14 protein-coding genes are annotated in these 16,775 nt (G+C 66.5%); 4 read left to right on the top strand and 10 right to left on the bottom strand.

All coding sequences use genetic code 11. The features are described from left to right. Positions 1-9: 9 nt before the first annotated feature. The 9 genes from HNP98_RS13075 to pseB all read right to left on the bottom strand — a co-directional run bounded on the left by HNP98_RS13075 (position 10) and on the right by pseB (position 10,417). Positions 10-1,311, bottom strand: a complete 1,302-nt coding sequence (locus HNP98_RS13075) for a hypothetical protein (protein ID WP_173810511.1) — start codon at positions 1,309-1,311, stop codon at positions 10-12. Further along, on the bottom strand, positions 1,308-2,342 hold the full coding sequence (gene pseI / locus HNP98_RS13080) for a pseudaminic acid synthase (protein WP_173810512.1): 1,035 nt from the start codon (positions 2,340-2,342) through the stop codon (positions 1,308-1,310). Before pseI ends, HNP98_RS13075 begins: the two co-directional genes overlap by 4 nt. Positions 2,343-2,387: 45 nt before the next feature. Then, complete coding sequence (pseG, locus tag HNP98_RS13085) at positions 2,388-3,938, bottom strand: UDP-2,4-diacetamido-2,4,6-trideoxy-beta-L-altropyranose hydrolase (protein ID WP_173810513.1); 1,551 nt, start codon at positions 3,936-3,938, stop codon at positions 2,388-2,390. A 3-nt stretch (positions 3,939-3,941) separates the two neighbouring features. Beyond that, positions 3,942-4,676: a cytidylyltransferase domain-containing protein gene (locus HNP98_RS13090; protein WP_217425760.1), complete on the bottom strand. Its 735-nt coding sequence runs from the start codon at positions 4,674-4,676 to the stop codon at positions 3,942-3,944. Then, positions 4,676-5,341: a pseudaminic acid biosynthesis-associated methylase gene (locus tag HNP98_RS13095; protein WP_173810514.1), complete on the bottom strand. Its 666-nt coding sequence runs from the start codon at positions 5,339-5,341 to the stop codon at positions 4,676-4,678. The genes HNP98_RS13090 and HNP98_RS13095 overlap by 1 nt, the downstream gene beginning before the upstream one ends. A gap of 144 nt (positions 5,342-5,485) precedes the next feature. Next, on the bottom strand, positions 5,486-7,090 hold the full coding sequence (locus HNP98_RS13100; RefSeq protein ID WP_173810515.1) for a hypothetical protein: 1,605 nt from the start codon (positions 7,088-7,090) through the stop codon (positions 5,486-5,488). A gap of 69 nt (positions 7,091-7,159) precedes the next feature. Further along, the gene (locus HNP98_RS13105) at positions 7,160-7,846 is read right to left on the bottom strand and encodes a TylF/MycF/NovP-related O-methyltransferase (RefSeq protein WP_173810516.1); all 687 of its coding nucleotides are present in this window, start codon (positions 7,844-7,846) and stop codon (positions 7,160-7,162) included. Positions 7,847-8,131: 285 nt separating this feature from the next. Continuing rightward, entirely contained in the window at positions 8,132-9,313 is a 1,182-nt protein-coding gene (pseC, locus tag HNP98_RS13110) for a UDP-4-amino-4,6-dideoxy-N-acetyl-beta-L-altrosamine transaminase (RefSeq protein ID WP_173810517.1), read from the bottom strand. A gap of 81 nt (positions 9,314-9,394) precedes the next feature. Then, on the bottom strand, positions 9,395-10,417 hold the full coding sequence (gene pseB / locus HNP98_RS13115) for a UDP-N-acetylglucosamine 4,6-dehydratase (inverting) (RefSeq protein ID WP_173810518.1): 1,023 nt from the start codon (positions 10,415-10,417) through the stop codon (positions 9,395-9,397). Positions 10,418-10,540: 123 nt separating this feature from the next. Between pseB and HNP98_RS13120 the strand changes: the two genes are divergently transcribed. Together HNP98_RS13120 and HNP98_RS13125 are read left to right on the top strand one after the other, a co-directional pair. Further along, the gene (locus tag HNP98_RS13120) at positions 10,541-12,013 is read left to right on the top strand and encodes an MBOAT family O-acyltransferase (RefSeq protein WP_173810519.1); all 1,473 of its coding nucleotides are present in this window, start codon (positions 10,541-10,543) and stop codon (positions 12,011-12,013) included. A gap of 8 nt (positions 12,014-12,021) precedes the next feature. After that, entirely contained in the window at positions 12,022-12,939 is a 918-nt protein-coding gene (locus HNP98_RS13125; RefSeq protein ID WP_173810520.1) for a hypothetical protein, read from the top strand. A 36-nt stretch (positions 12,940-12,975) separates the two neighbouring features. On the opposite strand, the gene HNP98_RS13130 is transcribed toward HNP98_RS13125, so the two are convergent. Next, positions 12,976-14,310 carry a glycosyltransferase family 4 protein gene (locus tag HNP98_RS13130; protein ID WP_246275125.1) on the bottom strand — a complete coding sequence of 445 codons (1,335 nt, stop codon included), beginning with the start codon at positions 14,308-14,310 and terminating at the stop codon, positions 12,976-12,978. An 80-nt stretch (positions 14,311-14,390) separates the two neighbouring features. On the opposite strand from HNP98_RS13130, the gene HNP98_RS13135 reads away from it, so the two are divergent. After that, entirely contained in the window at positions 14,391-14,828 is a 438-nt protein-coding gene (locus HNP98_RS13135; RefSeq protein WP_173810521.1) for a hypothetical protein, read from the top strand. 58 nt (positions 14,829-14,886) lie between these two features. After that, positions 14,887-16,251, top strand: a complete 1,365-nt coding sequence (gene ffh, locus HNP98_RS13140; protein ID WP_173810522.1) for a signal recognition particle protein — start codon at positions 14,887-14,889, stop codon at positions 16,249-16,251. Positions 16,252-16,775: the final 524 nt, after the last annotated feature.

Consider the following 16,775-nt stretch of genomic DNA (forward strand, 5'->3'; position numbering starts at 1 on the left):
GGCCACCCCTCAGGCCAGGGCCCCCAGCCACTCGCCCAGCACGCGGGCGGCCAGGCGCTGGCTGTGGCCTTCGTCGGGGGTGCCGAGGGCGGCGTTGTAGTACGCGGCGCGGCGGTACAGGTCGGCGGGCTTGTGCCGGGCCAGGGCCCCCAGCAGGGCCCCCAGGGCCGATAAATCGGCCGCCCGGGGCACCAGGCCGTGGGCCACGTAGCCGTAGTAGTCGTCGCTGAGCGGGTTGGTGCCGAAGCGGTAGTACACGCTGGCCACGTTCAGCAGGGTGGCTTCGAGGTGGGTGGAGGTGTCGGCGGCCACCAGCGCGTCCTGGGTTTCGAGGAACTCGAACACGTTTTGCTGCCGGGCGTCCGACCACCGCAGCTGGGGCAGCTGGCGGCGCAGGGGGCCGAAGTCGCGGGCGTCGCTGGGGTGGGGGCGCAGCGTCAGGGCCAGGGCGGGCAGCGCGGCGGCGAGGTAGGCCAGCGCCTCGGCCAGGGCCGGCAGCGGGTCGTGGATGTTGCAGGCCAGGCCCACGCGGTGCACCTGGGGAGCCGTGTTGCGGCGGGCCAGGTAGGCGTCGAACTTGGGCATGCCCACCAGCGCCACCGCGCCGCGCACGGGGCCGCACTGCCGGTACTTGTCCAGCGCGTCCTGCCCTTCGAGCAGGCTCAAATCGAAGCCCAGGGGCGGAAAATAGGTGCTCACGCTGGCGTGCTGCACGTAAGCCGTGGGGACGCCCTCGGCCCGGCAGGCCAGCAGCAGCGAGCGGGTGTCGTCGTTGTGGTCGTTGGCAAAAACCACCGCCCGGGGCCGGTGGCGGCGCAGGGCCCGGCGGTACACTTCGTAGTAGCCGATGGCGTAAAAAATCAGGTCGAAAAACCGCCAGGCCTTGCGGCCCTCCAGCCGGACGAGGCCCCGGAGCACCAGCGGGTACTGCCAGTAGTACAGCAGCTTGCGGCGCAGCGAGAGCCGGTGGACGGCCGCATTGTGGCGGCCAACCTGCTTGCCCTGCCCGGCCACGAGCACGGCATCGGGCCGGGCCTGCGCGATGAAGCGCAGCGAGTCGTAGTTGTTGGGGCTCACCACGTACAGCCAGACCTTGCCGCCCAGGGCCCCGGGGTCGCGCACGGGCTGCACTACGTGGCCCACGAGCCGCAGCAGGACGTAGGCCAGCACCCGCGCCAGCCGGCGCAGCGGGTTGGCCGGCGAGATGGTGGCCAGCACGGCCGGCGGGAAGTTGGCGAAGAGCGGCGTGAAGCGCAGCTGCAACACGTCGCGCAGGCGGGCCACCCGGCCCGGGGGCGGGGCCGGCGTCACAGCGCTGCCCAGGTGAGGGGGGTGCCGGCGGCCAGGGCCTGCCGGGCCGGCTTGCCCAGCACCTGCTCGTAGTAGCGCGGCGGCAGGCCGTCGCCGGGGCGCACCACGCGCAGGTTTTCTTTGGTGAACACCTCCCCCGCGGCCACGTCGCGGGCCACGTACAGCGAGCGTTTGTAGAGCCGGCTCGGCTCCTCGGCCCGCTGGATGCCGTACTGGATGTGCCCCAGGGCCTGCCAGGCGCGGCGGGTTTCGGTTACCAGGCTGGCCACTTCTTCGGGCTCCAGCGAAAAGGCCGCGTCCACGCCGCCGTCGGCGCGGCGCAGGGTCACGTGCTTTTCAATCACGCAGGCCCCCAGGGCCACGGCGGCCACGGCGGCCCCCACGCCGGCCGTGTGGTCGGAAAGGCCTACTAAGCAGTCGGGAAACAGCTGCTGAAAATGGGGCAGGGTGCGCAGGTTGGTGTTTTCCGGCGAGGCCGGGTAGGTGCTGGTGCACTTGAGCAGCACCAGCTCGCGGCAGCCGGCCCCGCGCAGCACGGCCACCGCCTCGGCCACCTCGGCCAGGGTGCTGGCCCCGGTGCTCATGATGACGGGCTTGCCGGTGGCGGCCACGCGGCGCAGCAGGGGCCAGTCGGTGTTTTCGAAAGAAGCAATCTTGTAGGCCGGCACGTCCAGCGTCTCCAGAAAGTCCACCGCCGACTCGTCAAACGGCGAGCTGAAGGCCAGCATCCCGTGCTGCCGGGCCCGCTCAAACAGCGGCCGGTGCCACTCCCAGGGCGTGTGGGCCTGCTGGTACAGCTCGTGCAGCTCCCGCCCAAACCACAGCGAATTAGGGTCGCTGATGCGGTGGGCCCCGGGCAGCGTCATCGTATCGGCGGTGTAGGTTTGGAGCTTGATGGCGTGGGCCCCGGCGGCGGCCACCGCATCGACGATGGCCAGGCCGCGGGCCAGGTCCTGGTTGTGGTTGCCGGAAAGCTCGGCGATGATGAGCGGCGGCTGGTCGGGGCCGAGGCGGTGGGAACCGATGTGCATGAAGGCAAGGAGTGCCGCCAAAGCAGCCGGCAAACGCGTCGGCTTTCAGGCAAGCCAAACAAAAGTAAGGCCCCCGGCGGGCGTATCGGCTTCGGGGGCCGCCCGCGCGAACCCGGCCCGCTCGAAGGCCCGCACCGAAGCTAGGTTGGTGGCCTGCACCTGCCCGCGCACCCGGCGCACCTGAGGAAACTGCCCTAGCACCGCCGCCGTCCCGGCCAGCAGCAGCGGGGCCGCCAGGCCGTGGCCGCGCCACTCGGCCGCCAATTGGTAGCTCAGCGTGGCCACGGGGCCCGCCACCTCAAACCGGACCAGCCCCACCGGCGCGGCGCTGCGGGCGTCCACGGCCAGTAGCAGTAAGGATTGAGAGTCAGCCCGGCGGGCCCGCAACCACGTTTCGTGGGCGGCGGGCGGCACGGGCTGGGGGTTGAAGGAGTGCTGCCGCACCACGGGGTCGTTGGTCCAGGCAAGCAGGAGCTCCGCATCGGCGGCCTCGACGGGGCGCAAGTGAAACGCCGGGGGGGCCACCTGCACGGCTGCCAACGCCTGGCGCAGCCGCCCCGGGGCCAGGCCGTCGAAGTGCAGCCGCTGGGCCGCTTGCAGCTGGGCCCCCACCCGGCCTGCTTCGGGGCTGGTGAGCACGTTGGCGGCGCTGGGGTAGGGCAGGGCCAGGCCCGCCGCCCGCAGAAAGTGGTTGAGGTCGTGCTGGTTATCGGCCGTGGGCAGGGTGAACAACAAGCCGCCCCCGGCCGCGCAATACTCGTAGCTGATGGTGCTGGGGGAAAGCACGGCGGCCCCGCAGTCGCGCATCAGGGCCGCCAGCTCGGGGGCCGTCAGGGCCCGGTGCAGGGCCAGCCGGTTTTGGGCGGCCCCCCAATCGCACAGTACGTCCCAACCTTGGTAGGCGGGCCCCACCACCACGTGCAATTGCCGCACCGCCGCGGCTGGCAGCGCGAGCAGCTGGGCGGCCGTCTGCTGCGTCAGGCGGCGGGGGTCGGCTCCGCCCAGGCACAGCAGCACCGTGTCCGGGTCCGCAGAAGGAGCGCCACTATCGACCCGAAAAGCCGCCCGCAAAGGGGCAAAAGCGGGCCCGGCTATTAATCGGGCCCCCGGTTGCCGTAGGTCGTAAACTTCCTCAGAAACGCCCCCGGCGGGATTGATAACCAAATCCGCTGCGAACGGAAAGGCGTGCACGTCGTCCAGGCAAACCAGCACCACGCCCTCGCTTCGCACGGCCCGCTGGTAGTCGAAATCGAAGCCGTAGCCGTCCAGCACCAGCACGTCGCCCGGGCGCAGCAGGTGCTGCCGCATCCACTCGGCCTCGGCGGCCAGGGGTTGCTCCGGCAGTGCTTGCACGGTTAACCCCGCCTCTGCCATCAGGGCCTGGAGCGCGGCCGCGGGGGCCCGCACCGCAAAAATTATTTCGGCAAACTGCCCGCGCACGATGTCGGCCAGCGCCAGCAACCGCATCACGTGGCCCAGGCCAATGGCCGCGCCCCCGTCGGCCCGCAGCACCAGGCGGGCCGGTTGCCTGGGAGGGTTTTTATTGGGCCCCGGGGCATCAGCGCCCGGCGTTTTGGGGTTAGAAGGCGCGGCCACGGCTCAGACTTTTTTTTGTTCCACGGCCGCGTTCAGGGCCACCAGCTCGGGGTGGTCGGCCAGCAGGGCAATGAGGGCTTCCCCGTCGAGTTGGCCGGCGTCGTAATCGGCTAATAGGGTACGGGCCAGGGCGAAATCCTCCGGCGTGTCCACCGTCAGGCGGTAGCGGCTGGCATCGGCGGGGCGGGCGAGGTGGGCCAGCCGCACGGTACCGGCGCGGTTCTGGTTGATGTACGGCGTCACGTGCTCCCGGTCGGCGGGCAGGGTGGCCCTTTGGGCGGCTTCCTCCAGCAACTCCCGCGAGAACACCTCAAAATCGAAGCCGCGCGGGTAAGTCCGCTGCACCACGTTGGACAAGTACAGGCGCGGGTCGGCCGCGGCCCGGTAGCGGGCCACGCCTTCGGCAATCAGCTCGGGCGCGATGAGCGGGCAGTCGCTCGTGACCCGCACCACGGCCTCCAAATCGTGCTGGCGGGCGCAGAGCCGGAACCGGCCCAGCACGTCGTGCTCGTCGCCCCGCGTCACGGGCAGGCCGTGCGCCGCGCCGAAGGCGGCCAGCACGTCGTCGGCCGCGTTGGTGGTGGTGGCCAGAAACACCGGCAGCCCGGTTTGGCGCAGCCGCCGCAGGTGCCAGCCCAGCAGCGAGTTGGCCCCGGCCCGGAGCAGCACCTTGCCCGGCAGGCGCGTGCTGGTCATCCGGGCCTGCGACACGATGCCGATGCGCAGCGCGCCGCTCATCAGGCCCCGGTTTTTTCCAGCAAGTACATGCAGTCCGTGTTGCCCTGCTCGGCCGGGTTCACGTACGGGAAAAACTCCTGCTGCACCACCCGCAGCTGGCCCGGGAACTGCTCCATGAACAAGCGGGCGTAGTCGCCCTTCCAGGCGTAGCCCACGTTGTCGCGGTATTTAATCGTGGTGATGTCGGGCGTGTAGTACTCAAACCCCCAGATGTAGCGGCTGGTGCAGCGCATCATTTCGGCCATCACCTTCGGCAAGTCGTCGGGCGAGATGTGAATGAGCACGCCGTTGGTGCCCACCACGTCGAAGAATCCGTCTTTAAAAGGCAGGTCCAGGCCGCTGCCCTGCACGATGTTCACGTGCTGGGTGTATTCCTTGGCCTTCTCAACGGCGTAGGGCTGAATTTCTACCCCGTAGAGGTTCTTGAACCCATTTTCTTGCAGGCCCATCAGCTGCATGCCGGTGTTGCAGCCAACTTCCATAATGCGCGCCTCGCGGCTCAGGTGCCCCAGAAAACGCTCGTTCATGGCCAATTTGGTCTGGCCCCAGTTGTCGAGGTAAAACTGGTTCCAGTCTTCCAGGTGCCGCGAGTTGCGGTCGGTGTAGTGGCGGCCAAAGTCGCTGGTCCAGAAATGTTCTTGCTTGGTGCTGGGGTTCGGGGTCATGTAAAAAATTTAGATAGGCAAAAGGGAAACCGGGGCCGGCAAGCGGCCCGTAAAAGTACAAGCCCGGTGCCGGGCGCTGGGCAGGGCCCGCAACGGCCGGCCGGCAGCAGTCGCGCCGCATTGCGCGCCCAGACTGCTGATAGTTTAAAAAGCGTGGTCGCCGCCCACGGCCCCGCTTTCGTTAAAATCAAAATACCAGGAGGTTACAAATGGGTTGTCGGCCTGAATGGTCACCCACCCCGGCTGGCCGCCCAGGAACTCCCGCAGCTCGGCGTCGGCCCCGGTGTCCAGGCGCAGTTGGCCAAACGGCGGCAGCTGGGCTGCCCGCAGCAAGGTTTGGTTGTCGGCCTCGCGGTAGAACGACAGTTGCAGGTGGGCTGGCGTGGCGTACGCTTTCACGGCCGAGCCGTTGAGGATGACCACCACCGAATGGTCGCCGTCTAGGATGGGGCTCCACTTGAACGTGCCCGGTTTGGTGAGCACCTTGGCGTTGGCAATCTGGGAGTTGAAGCACACGTTGGTCGGCAGGTTCATGGCCCGGCCGGTGCGGCCAATGTTGAGGCCGAACTTGAGGCGGGTCGGAATCTGCGCCCGGTTGGGCCAGTGCTTGACGATGTTCACCCCCCGCAGCCGACGCGCCTGCTCGGGCGCGAAATGCTCGGCAATCACTTCGTTGAAACTGAGCGTAAAAAACTGGTCGGGGGTGGCGTGCAGGTCCAGGTGCCGCCAGTCGCGCACGGTGCCCACCAGGGCCCCCGCTTCGTCGTAAAACTCCAGGCTGATGCCGAACGCCGAGGGCGAGTAGATGGGGTAAAACACCAATTGGGTGTACTCGCCCTCGTCCATAAACAACGGGGCAAACACCGCGCTGTCGTGGAACCGCTCGTCCGTGTTGCCCCAGTAGGCCCCCGCGTCGGTCACGGCCGACGAGTCGTAGTACGTGTGGGTGATGCTCAGCGCGTGGCGGTGCTGCTCGAAATTGCCGGCCACGAACCGCGGGAAAAAACCCCGGAATTGGTGGTGCAGCTTCACGGTGCCCTTGCCGCCGTGCAACACGGCGTCGAGGTCAATGTAATCGCGCAGCAGCACGAAGCGGGTGGCGTAGGCCGGCACGGGGGGCAGCGTGAACTGGCCCCGTTGCGCCTGGCCCTGCTCGTCGATAATGGTCCACTCGATGACGGGACTGTCGTAATTATACACCCCGTTGACGAAGGCGAAAAACGGGGCATAAGCCGCGCCCGATAAAATATCGAACCCGCACTCGGGCACTATTTTATCTTCGTTTTCCTGTAGGTCTTCGATGTCGTTGTACACCCGGCCCGTGGTGTGCACGCTGGCCATGAATTCGTCGCCGTAATAATTAAGCACGAAGGCCGGGTAAGGATAAACCAGGTCCCGGGTGGCGAAAATCTCTAATTCCAGCGAGCCGGTAAAATCGGCCCCCGTGGCCCCCAGCGCGGTTTCGGCCAGTAGGTCGCCCACGCGCAGCGCAAAGGCCTTGGGCTCGGTGATGAGCAGGCTTTTGCGTAGCAGAATCGGCCCGTCTTCGCCGCGCAGCGTCACCAGCATCTGTACTTCGGGAATGCGCCGCTTGAGCAGCCAATACCCCATGAACAGCACCCGGCTGGAATAATTAGCCGTGTGCAGCACCGGAAAAATAGCGGACGAGCGGAACACCGGCCGCCGGGTCAGGCTCACCGTTTCGCCCGCCGCCAGCGTTGATTCGAGGTGTTTGTGGTAGCTCTTCATGGGAAATCAAAGCATCAAATGGCGTGGACCAAACCCGTGGCTTACCGCTAAAACGCAATTGCCACCTAATTATTTATTGGGTGTTGGCAACGTAATTCCCGGCTTCACCACGAAGCTGGGCGTGTGCGTATAAGACAGCTTTTGCAGCCGTAAGTTGTGGCGGGCCACTAATTCGTCCACGGCGCGGGTTTCGCCGGCCACGGTGCCGTAGTCGTCAAAAACAAGCACGCCGCCGGGCACCACCAGGTCGTACAGCGCGTCCAGGGCCACCTTGCTGGGCTTGTACACGTCCACGTCGATGTGCAGCAGGGCGATGCGCAGCTCCGGGTGGGCCCCCACGTAGGCGGGTATGGTTTCCACTACGTCGCCGGGCACCAGCTCCACGTTGCGCAGCCCCTTGTGCGCCAGCACGGCCTGCACTTGGTCCAGACTCAGGCCTTGGCCGGCCACGTCGTCGTGGCGGGCCGCAAACGCGTTGTCCGACTCGTCGTCGTGCCGCGGGAAAGCGCCAAAAATGTCAAACCCGACGATGCGGCGCGACATCGGGCTTTCCAGCAGCTCCCGAAACGTGGCCCAGCGCACGAGCGACGTGGCCTTGAATACCCCGCACTCCACCACGGCCCCCGGCAGGCCGGTTATCAGCTTGTACAGCTCAAAGTGCCCCATCGCCTTGGCCAGCCGCGTGATATCACTGGTCAGGTAAAAGCCGTTTTCGTAGTGAATGGCTTGCGCCGAATCAAAATCCTGAACAGTCATGCAGGAGGAATTTAACGTAGGAAAATGATGAAATTAATTCAGCTTATAAACGTGAATTGAATGAATTAGCGGCCAATTAAATAGGCAAATAATTTTTACTTAACTTATTAATTAGCCTTATTCTTGAATTAGTAAAAAAAGGTGGTCAAGCCGAGCGCAGCCGAGGCATCCCGCGTGCTTCGTTGCCCCGATTGAATTGCTTCCCCACGCGAGATGCCTCGGCTGCGCTCGGTATGACCGCCTTATTGAGGTATTTTTCCTATTTGGAAATAAATCAATCTATTATTACTGGTTAGTAAACTCCCGAATGCAGGCCACCACGTAGTCCTGCTCCTCGTCGGTGAGGGTGGGGTACAGCGGCAGGCTCAGGCAGCGGGCGTAATAGGCTTCGGCCAGCGGGAAGTCGCCCTTTTGCCAGCCCAGCCGCTCGTAGTACGGCATGCGGTGGACGGGGATGTAGTGCACCTGGGCGAAAATCTGCCGGGCCTTAAGGAAGTCGTACAGCCCGCGCCGGTCGGCTACCTGCACCACGTAGAGGTGGTAGGCGTGGCCGGGGCGGCCGGGGGCCAGCGTCGTCACCCCGGCCAGCAGCGCAAACGCCGCGTCGTAGCGGGCGGCCAGCTGGCGGCGGCGGGCCAGGCCGGCCTCGGCGCGGGCCAGCTGGCTCAGGCCCAGGGCGCAGTTGATGTCGGAAATGCGGTAGTTGTAGCCCAGCTCCTGCATTTCCATGTACCAGCCGCCTTCGCCGGGGTTCACGAACGAGGCCTCGTCGCGGGTGATGCCGTGGGTGCGCAGGCGCAGCAGGCGGCGGTACAGGGCTTCGTCGTTGGTGGTGACCATGCCGCCCTCGCCGGTGGCGATGTGCTTGACGGGGTGGAAGCTGAAGATGGCCAAATCGGCAAACCGGCCGTTGCCGCAGCGCTGCGCCTGGCCCCGGCGGTCCACGAACGAGCCGCCCGGCGCGTGGCAGGCGTCCTCGATAATCCACAGCCCAAACTCGTCGGCCAGGGCCCGGGCCTGCTCCATGTCAACGGCCAGGCCGGCGAAATTCACCGGAATCAGGCCCTGGAAATGGCCCCGCGGGTGCGCGGCCAGCAGCCGGCGCACCTGGGCCAGGTCGAGCAGGCCGGTGGCGGGGTCGATGTCGGCGAAATGCACTTCGCCGCCGCAGTACAGCACGCAGTTGGCCGACGCGGCGAAGGTGAGGGGCGAGGTGATGACCCGCTGGCCCGGGGCCACGCCCAGCGCCAGGGCGCACAGGTGCAGCGCCGCCGTGCCGTTGCTGACGGCCACGGCGTAGCGGGCCCCGATGTAGGCCGCGAACTGGGCCTCAAACTCGGCCACGCGGGGCCCCTGGGTGAGGAAGTCGCCCCGCAGGGCTTCGGCCACGGCGGCCACGTCGGCATCGGTGACGTGCTGGCGGCCGTAGGGCAGGGGATGGGCGGGAAAAAACGGGGGCGTTGGCATACGGACGGCGGTACCGCGCCCCGCGGGGGGGGCACGAAAAGGGGTTATACGAGCGCTGCCGCGGCGGGCCCTGGCAACGGGTTAGGCAGGCATGAAATCGGCGTCCACGTGCCGCCGGATTTCCTCTTGAATCTGGGCCGCGTCGAGCCACTCGTTGTTGTTGGCCGAGTCGTAGTGGAAGCCTACGGGCACGCGCCGGCCGTGGAAGTGGGCCACGAACCGGTCCACGTCCCAGTGCGGGGTGTTGGGCAGAATGACGTAGTAGCGGTCCAGCTCCACGGTGCTCAGGGCGTCGGTTTCGGTAATCATCTCTTCGTGCAGCTTCTCGCCGGGGCGGATGCCCACGATGCGCTGCTCGCAGGCGGGCCCGATGGCGCGGGCCACTTCGGTGATCTTGTAAGAGGGGATTTTGGGCACGAAAATCTCGCCGCCCCAGGCGTGCTCCAGCGCGTAGAGCACCAGGTCCACGCCTTCTTCGAGCGAGATGTTGAAGCGCGTCATGTCGGGGTGGGTGATGGGCAGCACGCCGGTGCGGCGCTCCTTCAAGAAGAAGGGCACCACCGAGCCGCGCGAGCCAATCACGTTGCCGTAGCGCACCACCGAGAAGCGCAGGTCGCGGCTGCCCTTCATGTTGTTGGCCGCCACGAAGAGCTTGTCGGAGCACAGCTTGGTGGCCCCGTACAGGTTGATGGGCGCGGCGGCTTTGTCGGTGCTCAGGGCCACCACGTCCTTCACGCCGCAGTCGAGGGCGGCGTTTATCACGTTTTCGGCCCCGAAAATGTTGGTTTTGATGCACTCCATCGGGTTGTATTCGGCGGCCGGCACCTGCTTGAGGGCGGCGGCGTGAATCACGATGTCGATGCCTTCGCAGGCGCGGAGCAGGCGCTGCGGGTCGCGCACGTCGCCGATGAAGTAGCGGATGGCCGGGTATTTGGCGGGCGAAAACTCCTGGCTCATCTCGTACTGCTTCAGCTCGTCGCGCGAGAACACCACCAACCGCTTCACCCGCGGGAATTTTTCGAACACGGTGCGCACGAACTGCTTGCCGAACGAGCCGGTGCCGCCCGTGACGAGGATGGACTTGTGGTTGAGGTCGAGAGCCATTGAAAAGAGGAAAGCCGAAAACAGGACCGCAAAAGTAGTGCAGCCCGGGCGGGCGGCCCGCCCGGGGCGCGGTACTGGCGGCTGCGCCCGACCTTTGGCGGCCGGAAGCCGCTTCCGCCGCCTATGCTCTTCAACTCCCTGCATTTTCTGGTGTTTTTCCCGGTGGTGGCCGGGCTGTACTTTGCCCTGGCCCCGCGCTGGCGCGGGCCGCTGCTGCTGGGGGCCAGCTACTACTTCTACATGAGCTGGCGGCCGGCCTACGCCCTGCTGCTGGGGGCCACCACGCTGCTCGACTACTTCAGCGGCTACCGCATGGGCCGGCTGGCCACCAAGCGGCAGCGGCGGCCTTACCTCTACCTCAGCCTGGCCAGCAATCTGGGCACGCTGTTCGTGTTCAAGTACTTCAATTTTTTCCGCGATGCCGCGGGGCAGCTGGCCGGGGCCCTGCACCTGCCCTGGGCGGCCGGGCCGGCGCTGGGCCTGCTGCTGCCGGTGGGCGTGTCGTTCTACACGTTCCAGTCGGTGGGCTACATCCTCGACGTGTACCAGGGCCGGCTGGCGGCGGAGCGCAATCTGGGGCGGTTCGCGCTGTTCGTGGCGTTTTTTCCGCAGCTCGTGGCGGGGCCCATCGAGCGCGGGGGCCACATGCTGCCGCAGTTCCGGCGGACGCACGGCTTCGATTACGCCCGCGTGGTGAGCGGGCTGCGCCTCATGGCCTGGGGCCTGTTCAAGAAAGTGGTGGTGGCCGACCGCCTGGCATTGCTCGTCAACCCGGTGTTCAACGCCCCGCGGCAGCACGCCGCGGGGCCCCTGCTGGTGCTGGCCACGCTGGCCTTCACGTTCCAGATTTACGCCGATTTTTCGGGCTACACGGACATGGCCCGGGGCGCGGCGCGGGTGCTGGGCTTCGAGTTCAACCTGAATTTCCGGCAGCCGTACCTGGCGGCTTCGGTGCCCGAGTTCTGGCGGCGCTGGCACATCTCGCTCTCCAGCTGGTTCCGCGACTACCTCTACATTCCGCTGGGCGGCAGCCGCGCGGGGCCCGCCCGGGCCTACGGCAACCTGCTGGTGGTGTTCCTCGTCAGCGGCCTCTGGCACGGGGCCAACTGGACGTTCCTGGTCTGGGGCGGCCTGCACGGCCTGTACCTGGTGGCCAGCACCTGGGCCCGGCCGGCGCGGGCGTGGCTTGCGCGGGCCACCGGCCTGGCCGCCCACCCGCGGCTGCGGCGCGGGCTGGGCGTGGCCGTCACGTTTGCGCTGGTGGCCTACGCCTGGATTTTTTTTCGGGCTAATAATTTGGGCGACGCCGTATTCATCAGCCGGCACCTGGGCAGCGGCTGGGCTGGGCTGCGCGGGGCCGGCGTCGCGGCGCTGCTGCTCGAGTTCTCGCAGCACTACCGCCCCGAGCTGGCCGTGGCCGCCCTGGCCGTGGCGCTGCTGCTGGCCGTGGAGTACCTCGGCCGCCACCGCAGCCCGCAGGCCTGGGTGGCGGCCCAGCCGCTGGCCGCGCGGTGGGCGGGCTACGCAGGGCTGGCCCTGCTGATTCTGTACCTGGGCGTGTTCAACAGCACGAGCTTTATCTACTTTCAATTTTGATGCGCCCCGTGGCCCACCCTGTTTTTCGGTTGCTGGGGCGCCTGGCGCTGCTGGCCGGCGCGGCGCTGGCGGGGGCCCTGGCGCTGGGCCCGGTGGTGCTGCGCGGGCAGGTTGACGCGTTTTACGGCCGGTTCACCGGCCCGCCGGCGGGTTCGCTGGTGCTGGGCACGTCGCGGGCGGCGCAGGGCTTGCAGCCGGCGGTGCTGGCGGCCGGCCTGGGCGGCCGCTTCGCGGGGCCCTGGCTGAACTACGCCTTCACGCTCACCCACTCGCCCTACGGCCCGGCGTACCTGCGCAGCATCCGGCGCAAGCTGCGGCCGGACGTGAAGAACGGCCTGTTCGTGGTGGCCGTCGACCCGTGGTCGCTGTCGCTGACGGGCCCCGAGGGCACGTTTCCCGAAGATGACTCCTTCATCGGGCAGCTGCGCGACGTGAGCCAGAACCCCAACTGGGCCTACCTCGCGCACTACCAAACCAAGCCCCTCTACCGCCTGCTGCTCGACTACGCCACCGCCACCGAGCGCCTGCACCCCGACGGCTGGCTCGAAGTGCGCATCGGCACCGACAGCGCCCAGGTGCGGGCCCGCACTGCCCAGAAGCTGCGCGACTACCGCCGCCTGGCCGCCACCCAGCACCTTTCCGCCGGCCGGCTCGGGGCCCTGCGCCAAACCATCGAATTCCTGAAACCACACGGCCGCGTGTGCGTGGTGCGCCTGCCAGTGGGCCCCGGGCTGCTCCAGCTGGAGCAAGCCTACCAGCCCGGTTTCGACCCGCTCATGCGCCGGACTGCCGCCGATTTGTCGGTGCCTTACCTTGATTACAGCGCCCAGCCCTACGCCACCACCGACGGCAACCACCTCCAGCGCGCCGCCAGCACGGCCTTCACCCAACGCCTGGCGGAAGACCTGCGCGTAATCATGCGTTAATAAAGGAGAAGGAAATAGCCACGGGGGCCGAACGCCTTATTCCTTCCGTAGAATGGCCGCCAGCTGTCCCGCCAGGGCCCGGCGGGCGTAGCGGCCGTGGCTGGCGGCGGGCAGGTCGAGGTTGGGGTTGATGGCCCACTGGTGCAGCAGCGCGTCAAGAGTTTCTTGCATCAGGGCGGCGTCGGCGTAGGGCAGGGCCTGGCCCGCGCCGCATTCTTGCAGCAAATTATCGGCGTCGGAGCCGGCGGGCCCCACGCACAGCACGGGCTTGTTGGCGGCCAGGTACTCGAAGATTTTGCCCGGCAGGATGCCCCGGTTGCGCGGCACGTCGGGGATGGCCATCAGCAGCGCGGTGGCCTCCAACAGCTCGGCCACTGAGGCAGCGTGCGGCACGAAGGGCAGGTATTCGGTGACTTCGGCCAGCCCCGCCGCCTGCACCTGGGCCCGCAGCCCGGCGCTGGCCTGGCCCACGAAGCGCAGCCGCACGGGCACGGCGGGGTGGCGGGCGGCGGCGGCGGCCAGGGCCCCCAGCAGGCCGCCGAGGTGGTACAGCTCGGTGATGGTGCCGGTGTGGGTGAGGCGGAAGCAGTCGGTGGGCGGCCGCGAGGGCTGGCGGAAGTCGGGCGCGTCGTAGCCGTTGGGCAGCACGTGGATTTTGCCCGCCGCCAGCCCCGGCAGCTTGGCCCGGAACAGCCGCTCGGTTTCCGGCGAGGTCACCAGCACGGCATCGGCCCGCGTCAATACCCGGCGCTCGTAGCGGGCGTCGAGCCAGGCGGCCAGCGGCGTGTGGTGCAGGTCCTTGTAGTAGTAGATGTCCGTCCACGGGTCGCGCATATCCGCCAGCCAGCGCAGGCCGTGGCGCTGTTGCAGGGCCAGGCCGATGAGTTGGGTGGAGTGCGGCGGCGAGCTGGTGAGCACCGCGTCGAAGGTTTCGCCGGCGGCCAGCAGCTGCTCTACCGCGGCCAGCGCGTGCCGGTTCCAGCCCCGGCGCGGGTCGGGAATGAACAGGTTGCCGCGCACGAAGCGCAGGGCCTGCTGCACCAGCCCCGGCCGGCCCTCGTTGGCAAAGCCGCCGTAGGGCACGGCGCGGCCCGTCAACCTTTTGTAGCTCTCAAATGGCTCCGAAGTGGGCGTGCGGATGACGCGCACCCCCGCCGGCACCTCGGCTTCGAGGCTGGCGTCTCGCACCGGGTAGGTGGCCTGGGCCGCGTCCACCGTGACCACGGTAGCCTCCACCCCAAACTCGCCGAGGTACTTCACCCATTTCAGGCAGCGCTGCACCCCCGCCCCGCCCGAGGGCGGCCAGTAGTAGGTGAGGACGAGCAGGCGGAAAGGAAGGGCTTCGGGCACGGCGGGCAGCGGCAAGGGCAAACCGCAAAGCTACGCGAACGACACGCCTGCCGCCGTAACTTTGGGGCCCCGCTCCCCCGCCGCGGGCCATTCCTCTGCCCATGAACAACGACCAAATTAACGAGCTGCTGGCCCTGATGGGGCAGCAAATAAAGGATCAGGCCGAGCTGCGCGAAACTTCCGACCGCCGCTTCGCGCAGCTCACCGACGTGATGGTGAACGGGTTTTTGCGGCTGGAAGACCGGCTCGGGGCCCGCATCGACAATGTTTCGGCCCGGGTGGACCACCTCACTGACCGGGTGGACCACCTCACTGACCGGGTGGACCACCTTACCGAAGAAGTGCGGGAAATCAAAGCCCAGGGCCAAGAAACCAACCGCCGCTTGGGCAACGTTTTTGAGCACACCGGCCAGCTGACCGAAACCACGCAGGCCGCCGGGCTCCGCCTGAGCCACGTGGAGGAAGCCCAGCAACCCACCAACGCCGAGCTGGACGCCCGCCTCCGGGCCGTCGAAGCCCAGCTCCGCAACGCTTCCTGAACCGGGTAAAATCCTGAAAATCTGTTTAATCTGTTAAAATCTGCTTAATCTGTGGCTCATGTTCGATAACCTCTCCACCAAGCTCGACCGGGCCATCAAAACCCTCAAGGGCCAGGGCAGCATTTCCGAAATCAACGTCGCGGCCACCATCAAGGAAATCCGCCGGGCCCTGGTCGATGCCGACGTCAACTACAAGGTGGCCAAGGACGTCACCGACCGCATCAAGGATGCTGCGATGGGCCGCGACGTGCTCACGGCCGTCTCGCCGGGCCAGCTCATGGTCAAAATCGTGTACGACGAGCTGACCCAGCTCATGGGCGGCGAGAAGCAGGATATTGTCATCAAGGGCGACCCGGCCGTGGTGCTGCTCTCGGGCCTGCAGGGCTCGGGCAAAACCACGTTTGCCGGCAAGCTGGCCAGCTTCATCAAGAAGCAGAACCGCACCGTGCTGCTGGTGGCCTGCGACGTGTACCGCCCCGCCGCCATCGAGCAGCTGAAAGTGCTGGGCGAGCAAATCGGCGTGGAAGTGTACAGCGAGGTAGAGAACAAGAACCCCGTCGAGATTTCGCGCAACGCCCTCGACTACGCCAAGAAAAACAACAAGAAAGTCGTCATCATCGACACCGCCGGCCGCCTGGCCGTGGACGAGCAGATGATGCGCGAGATTGAGGCCGTGAAGACGGCCATCCGGCCCAGTGAAACGCTGTTTGTGGTGGACGCCATGACCGGGCAGGACGCCGTGAACACCGCCAAAACCTTCAACGACCGCCTGAACTTCGACGGCGTGGTGCTCACCAAGCTCGACGGCGACAGCCGCGGCGGGGCGGCCCTCAGCATCCGGGCCGTGGTGGAGAAGCCCATCAAGTTCATCTCGACGGGCGAGAAGATGGAGGCCCTGGACTTGTTCTACCCCGACCGCATGGCCCAGCGCATCCTGGGCATGGGCGACGTGATTTCGCTTGTAGAGCGGGCCCAGCAGCAGTTCGACGAGGACGAGGCCAAGCGCATCAACGCCAAAATCCGCAAGAACCAGTTCAACTTCGACGACTTCCTCTCGCAGCTGGATCAAATCAAGAAGATGGGCAACATCAAGGACCTGATGGGCATGATTCCGGGTATGAGCAAGGCCATGAAGGACGTCGAAATCGACGACGACGCCTTCAAGCCCGTCGAGTCCATCATCAAGAGCATGACCCGGCAGGAGCGGGCCAACCCCGACCTCATCAACGGCTCGCGCAAGCGCCGCCTGGCCAAGGGCTCGGGCACCGACATCCAGCAGGTGAACGCCCTGATGAAGCAGTTCGAGGACATGCGCAAAATGATGCGCACCATGAACAAGATGAGCCAGACCAAGGGCGGCATGGCCCAAATGGCCAAGATGATGGGCGGCCTGAAAGGGGGCCCCGGCGGTATGATGCGCTAGCTCAACCGTAACTAGCTCAACCGTAAACGGATTTGCAACAAAAACGAAACGGCCGGGAATTTTTTCCCGGCCGTTTCGTTATCCCAATGTGAAAGAATAGTTTTTTAAGGTGTTTTGGTTTGAAAAGTCCGGCTTCTCTGAAGTCGGACTTTTTTTATGTTCAAAAATTCCGGCGTTTCCCGCGCCCAACGCACCGGGCAACCTAAAGCGCAACCACCCCTTGCCCGCGCCTGCCGGGCGCTTGGTCCTGACGAAAGTTGCTACATTGGGCCCCTTGACCGCCCCGAATGGTGCCGTACCACTAAATTCTTGCAACAAAACGAGCCGCTTCGGGCCGGTTCAGCCGGCTGCGGCCAGGGGTTGCAGCCGGGAGAGCGGCTCGCACAGCTTCAGTGAATGCCATGAAAAACGAACAGATCGGTGCGGTGATTAAGTAGTCACGCAAAAGTAACCGTATAATTTTTTCCGATTCGGATTAGGACGTGTTCGATGCGTTGAAGCAAGGTGTGGTCGGATTGGTAGTC

It is taken from the genome of Hymenobacter caeli (genome assembly GCF_013294115.1).
Classification (GTDB): Bacteria; Bacteroidota; Bacteroidia; order Cytophagales; family Hymenobacteraceae; genus Hymenobacter; species Hymenobacter caeli.

Excerpts from the sequence above, each read along its gene's own strand:
- HNP98_RS13135 (WP_173810521.1), top strand. The coding sequence starts at position 14,391 with ATGAACAACGACCAAATTAACGAGCTGCTGGCCCTGATGGGGCAGCAA.
- HNP98_RS13095 (WP_173810514.1), bottom strand. The coding sequence starts at position 5,341 with ATGACCCCGAACCCCAGCACCAAGCAAGAACATTTCTGGACCAGCGAC.
- ffh (WP_173810522.1), top strand. The coding sequence starts at position 14,887 with ATGTTCGATAACCTCTCCACCAAGCTCGACCGGGCCATCAAAACCCTC.
- HNP98_RS13090 (WP_217425760.1), bottom strand. The coding sequence starts at position 4,676 with ATGAGCGGCGCGCTGCGCATCGGCATCGTGTCGCAGGCCCGGATGACC.
- HNP98_RS13105 (WP_173810516.1), bottom strand. The coding sequence starts at position 7,846 with ATGACTGTTCAGGATTTTGATTCGGCGCAAGCCATTCACTACGAAAAC.
- HNP98_RS13120 (WP_173810519.1), top strand. The coding sequence starts at position 10,541 with ATGCTCTTCAACTCCCTGCATTTTCTGGTGTTTTTCCCGGTGGTGGCC.
- pseB (WP_173810518.1), bottom strand. The coding sequence starts at position 10,417 with ATGGCTCTCGACCTCAACCACAAGTCCATCCTCGTCACGGGCGGCACC.
- pseI (WP_173810512.1), bottom strand. The coding sequence starts at position 2,342 with ATGCACATCGGTTCCCACCGCCTCGGCCCCGACCAGCCGCCGCTCATC.
- HNP98_RS13100 (WP_173810515.1), bottom strand. The coding sequence starts at position 7,090 with ATGAAGAGCTACCACAAACACCTCGAATCAACGCTGGCGGCGGGCGAA.
- pseC (WP_173810517.1), bottom strand. The coding sequence starts at position 9,313 with ATGCCAACGCCCCCGTTTTTTCCCGCCCATCCCCTGCCCTACGGCCGC.